This is a genomic window from Deltaproteobacteria bacterium, assembly GCA_009930495.1.
Lineage (GTDB): Bacteria > Desulfobacterota > Desulfovibrionia > Desulfovibrionales > Desulfomicrobiaceae > Desulfomicrobium.
In genome coordinates this window covers 1-4,799 of record RZYB01000180.1, presented here as the reverse complement: position 1 = coordinate 4,799, position 4,799 = coordinate 1, and the positions used below count along the sequence as shown (strand labels likewise).

At 63.8% G+C, this 4,799-nt stretch carries 5 protein-coding genes; 2 read left to right on the top strand and 3 right to left on the bottom strand.

Annotated elements, in window-relative coordinates; translation table 11 throughout:
* The 3 genes from EOL86_12010 to EOL86_12000 form a co-directional block, all read right to left on the bottom strand.
* Window positions 1-206 (bottom strand): hypothetical protein (locus EOL86_12010; GenBank protein ID NCD26298.1); only part of this gene is annotated, 206 nt, incomplete at its 3' end.
* Window positions 203-1,513, bottom strand: coding sequence for a hypothetical protein (locus tag EOL86_12005; protein NCD26297.1), 1,311 nt, complete (start codon window positions 1,511-1,513; stop codon window positions 203-205). The genes EOL86_12010 and EOL86_12005, both read right to left, overlap by 4 nt.
* Window positions 1,510-2,499, bottom strand: a complete 990-nt coding sequence (locus tag EOL86_12000) for a MoxR family ATPase (GenBank protein NCD26296.1) — start codon at window positions 2,497-2,499, stop codon at window positions 1,510-1,512. Before EOL86_12000 ends, EOL86_12005 begins: the two co-directional genes overlap by 4 nt.
* A gap of 271 nt (window positions 2,500-2,770) precedes the next feature.
* Between EOL86_12000 and EOL86_11995 the strand changes: the two genes are divergently transcribed.
* Window positions 2,771-3,961, top strand: a complete 1,191-nt coding sequence (locus EOL86_11995; GenBank protein NCD26295.1) for an AraC family transcriptional regulator — start codon at window positions 2,771-2,773, stop codon at window positions 3,959-3,961.
* An 87-nt stretch (window positions 3,962-4,048) separates the two neighbouring features.
* On the top strand, window positions 4,049-4,799 hold a 751-nt coding region (locus EOL86_11990), incomplete at its 3' end, for a phosphohydrolase (GenBank protein ID NCD26294.1).

Sequence of the window (4,799 nt, the reverse complement as noted above, 5' to 3'; positions counted from 1 at the left end):
TGAAACTGCGTCGGAGTCCAGTCCCCGCGTTCGTTCTGGCCGGGCCAGCAGTGCGACCAGCTGGACTCGGGCGGCTTGGGGATGGTGCTTTCGACGCGCACGCCGGAGAGGCACAGGCTGCATTCGAACTCGGTCAGTCTGACGGTGTACTCCAGGATAGGCCGAAAATTGCCGCGTTTCTTGATGATGGTCCATTCGATGTTCATGCCTGCTCCATGATGACGACCTCGCCAAAGGGCGGCGGGGATTGCGGTTCCCGCGGGCAGACCCACAGCACGGGATACTCCGGTTCCTCGGGATAACGCGAACACTGCATGTCCGAAAAATAGACGAGACAGGCCGGGCTGACGCCGTCCCGCTCCAAAATCTGAAAGGGCGGCCGAAAATCCGTGCCGCCTCCGCCCGTGGCCAGGAGGGTCAGGGGCAGATCCTGGCGACCCAGCGTCTGACGCGAGGTCAGGGACATGTCGCAGGTCAGCACGTCCAGGTCCGTGTCGAACTCTTCCAGCACGGCCGAAACCTCGGCCGCGAAGGCATCGAGCAACGGCTGTTCGATGCTGCCGGACACGTCCACGGCCACGGCCAGGGGCGCCAGCTTCAGACTGTCCAGACCCGGCAGATACAGCCCGGCATGCAGATAGCGGCGATTGGGGCGGACCCAGGAAAAATCGTCGCGGGTCGCGCTGGTCAGAAATCGGCGCAACAGATCCCGCCAGCCCAGTCGGGGCGCGAGCGTGGCGCCGATCAGCCGTTCCAGGCCGCCGGGCAGGGTGCCGGCCTCACGGGCCTCGCGCGCGGCCTGGGCCACGGCCATGCGCCACTCGTCATCCTGGTCCGGGCCGCCCTGGTCGCCGTCCGCGCCAAGGGTCTGCGCCGGTGCATCCCGGACTTCCCCGCTCATGCCGGGGTCCGTGTTGTCTCCCGCGCCGCCACTCGGCCCGCCACCGCCTTGCGCCGGACGTAATCCGTCCTGGTCGCTCCCGGAATCGCCCTGCGCTCCGCTCCGGTCTTGTCCGCCCAATGACTCTCGCCCGCCCGCGGCCGCGTCCATGTCCGCGTCGGCTTCGGCGTCCCGACCGGCACCATCTTCGGCCCCGCCCCGAACCTCGTCCATCTCGCGCAAAAGCGCCTCGTAAATAGCGTCGGCGCTTTGGCCGTGATGGGCCGGATCGTCCAGATAGCCGCGCGGCAGCTCGATGCCGGCTTCAAGCAAAATAGGATTGATGGCGTAGTCGCAGGCCCGGTTCCACAGCCCGGCCTCGCGACTGCCGCGCCGGGTATGATGGCCGCAGGCCAGATGCAGCACCTCATGGCACTGCATGCCCTTGACCGCGGCCAGGGGCTGGGCCTCGATGTAGGCCGGATTGTAAGCCAGAACAGCGCCGTCGGACCAGGCCGTGGCGCAGGACGAATCCTCCCGCAATTCCAGCCGCAGGGCCAAGGTGGCGAAGAACGGGTGTTCCAGGACCAGATCGGCCCTGGCCTTGATCATTTTTTGGCGGGCCGGGGTCATGCCGAAACCAGAACATCGCTGTTGGCACTAGCCCAGGCCTGAAAGGCCCCGGTCTCGACGATATCCGGGTCCGTGGCCGCGGCGTCGCGCATGAGCAGCACGCCAAATTCAACGGGCAGACGCCCGGCCACCACGGCCAGGCTGGGCATGGTCGTATCCGAGGCGCGCCGGGCCAGGGATTCGCACAGCGCGTACATGACCGCCGGATCTTCGGGGATGGGCGTCTGGCCCGGATCGGCCAGCACTTCGTCCACATCGGGCATCCGGCCGCACAATTCCAAAAAGCCCAGGCATTCGGCGGCCGCCGCCTCGCCCACGGCCCCTTTGAGCAGGTCGCGCAAGGTGGCCCAGCGCGCTCCGGCCCGCAAAATACGGGACACGAACTCCCAGGATCGGGGAGAAGGAAAGGCCTTTTCGTTGCGGCTGGGGTCAAAGGCGTGCAGCAATTTGGGCCTGAAGCGCAGAAAGGCGCGCAATCGGGCGTCGATCCCGGCCCGGGTCGCCCAATCCAGCCAGTCGTCGAGGTCCGGCTCGAAATCCAGATGCACGAGCCGATTGGCCAGGGCCGAGGGCATGCGGTGGGTCACGGCCCGATCCGACTCCCGGTTCCCGGCGGCGATGATGACCCAGCCCTCGGGCAGGGTGTATTCGCCCAGTTTGCGGTCCAGAATGAGCTGATAGCACGCGGCCTGGACCAGGGGCGGCGCGGAATTGAGTTCATCCAGAAAAAGCACGCCCTGACCGCTGCGGGGCAAAAAGGACGGCGGGCACCATACGGCGTTGCCCTGGGCGTCGATACGCGGAATGCCGCGCAGATCCACGGGATCGAGCAAAACCGCGCGCACATCGACCAACTCCAGGCCATGCGCGACCGCCACCTGGGACACGACCTGGCTCTTGCCGACGCCGGGCGCGCCCCACAAAAATACGGGCTGTTGCACGTGAATAAGGGTTTCCAGGGCGTTGACGATTTCGGAAGGTTTCATGAGGTTCTCCTGTATGCTGTTCGAGGCAGGGATAGTCGAGATAAAAATTAGAGTCAACTAACTAAAACAGCATTGGGATGTTCGCGGGTGCTAGAGAAGAACGTTGCCGTGGAAGGATAAAAAGGGCGTATTTATACGTATTGGCGTGCATTTTTTGGGGGAGGGTGGGCGCATGCATGACTTTGAAAAAAAACTTGTCAACGCGGCCCATTAAAAATATTAGTGGCGCCTAAAAAGTTTTCGCCACGGGTTCCGGTCGGACAGTGTCATCGTGATGACATCCAAACAGTCATGGCGCGTTGGTGGTCGAAAACAGGACGTTTTACCGGCGTTGGCGTTTCGCGCGTTTTTTTGGCGAGAAAGCGCCACGACAAGGGCAGCCGTGAGCAGTGATCGGGAGGAGGGGGCCATGTACGCAGTGGAGCCGCGCCGAGGAAGCGTGGCGGACAGGGACGCATCGTTGATCGAGCGCTATCGTCGTCATTACAGGGAGCAGGGGGCTTTTGTCGAAAAGTCCCTGGTCATGGGGAATCCGGGTTCGCGCCTGCGTCTGGAGCTGCCCGACGAGGCGGGCAGCGGTTGGGCCGAGCTGGTCCTCATGGACCGGGGGCTGGGCGTGGGCATGTGCGATTATGAGTTGTCCCGGCCCCTGCGCGGCGAATATCTGGACGTCCGCACGACCATCGGCTTCAACCTGCTGCTTTCCGGCGAGTTCGAGGTGGTTCTGCCGGGCGCCGCCGCGACCCGGGAAATTATCCGTGGCGGGGATTTGTGGCTTTGTCGGAATTTCGCGGCCTGCGCCCGGTATTTTCAACCTTCGGCCAAGGTCATCCGGGGGCTTTCCCTCGAATTGCCCCGGTCCATGGTCGAATCCTGGCTGTCCGACTGCCGCTGCGGTTTGAGCCGGACCCTGGAGCTCATCCTGCGCGACGCGGGGACGGCCCAGGCCGCGCTCCCCATGGGCATGCGCCCCTTGTCCCGGTGTCCCCGCCGGACCGCGCCCCTGATCCGCGCCGCCGGAAAGCTCCTGGCCACCAATCGGGACACGGTTTGCGGCCGGCTTCATTTCGAATCCCTGGCCCTGGATCTGTTGGCCCAGATTCTGGCCTTCGACTACCCGGATCAGAACCGGCCCGCTTCCCGCGCGTGTCCGGCCATCGACGCGGCCATCGACATCCTGCGCGCCGAATGGGCCGATCCTCCGACCATCGCGGTCCTGGCCCGGCGCGTGGGCCTGAACGAATGCTATCTCAAGGCCGGTTTCCGCCAGCGCACCAACCAGTCCATTGGCGAGTACGTGCGCTCCCTGCGCATGGAACACGCCCTGGAGCTGATCGAGTCCGGCACCTGCTCGATCATGGAGACCGCCCTGTCCGTGGGCTATTCCAACCCCAGCCATTTCAGCGCGGCCTTCAAGCGTTTCCATGGTCGGCTGCCCTCGGCCTACGCGTCCAGGGGCTGAGCATTTTTTTGTCCCGGATCATTCCGGTTTTTGTCCGGTCGTGCTTATTCCTTGCTCTGCAAAGATGTGGCGTGCTATCCATAATCCATGCATCTCCGCTGTTTCGCGTTTGCAATCATCATCGCCACGGCCGTGCTGGCAGCGCCGGCACCGTGCGCGGCCCAGGTTAGGATGGCGTCACCGCGCGTCCTGGTCATTCATTCCTATGCCCCGGATTTTTCCTGGACCAGGGATTTGCACGCCGGAATCGTCTCGGTCTTGCAATCTTCGACGATGTGGGCCGATTACCGCGTGGAATACATGGACGCCAAGCACTACACCTCGCCCGCCTATCAGCAGCGGTTTCTTGGGCTGCTGCGGGACAAGTATGCGGGCGCGCGCTTTGACGGCGTCATCCTGACGGACAATCACGCCCTGGATCTGGTGGCTAGGTATCGGGAGGAATTTTTTCCGCGCACGCCCATCGTGACCTGCGGCGTCAATGATCCCGAATCCATTCCGGACAACGCCGATGACATGAACATCATCATCGAAAGCGCGGCCCACCGGGAAACGCTGGAAGTCGCGCTGCGGCAGAATCCGGACACACGCAAAATTTTCGTTCTCATCGACAACACCCTGACCGGACAATCCATCCTGCGCGGCTTTCAGGACCAGGCCCGCTTCCTGACCGACCGCGTCGAGATCGAAGTGCTGCCGCCCCTGGCCCAGGATGATTTGATCCGTTTTGCGCGGGAATGCAGCCCCGGCGAGCTCATTTATCTGCTGGTCTATTTCGAGGACGCCGTGGGCAAGGTTTTTCAGGCCGAGGAGATTCCCCGCGCCGTGGCGACCAACG

Excerpts from the sequence above, each read along its gene's own strand:
- EOL86_12005 (NCD26297.1), bottom strand. The coding sequence starts at position 1,513 with ATGACCCCGGCCCGCCAAAAAATGATCAAGGCCAGGGCCGATCTGGTC.
- EOL86_12000 (NCD26296.1), bottom strand. The coding sequence starts at position 2,499 with ATGAAACCTTCCGAAATCGTCAACGCCCTGGAAACCCTTATTCACGTG.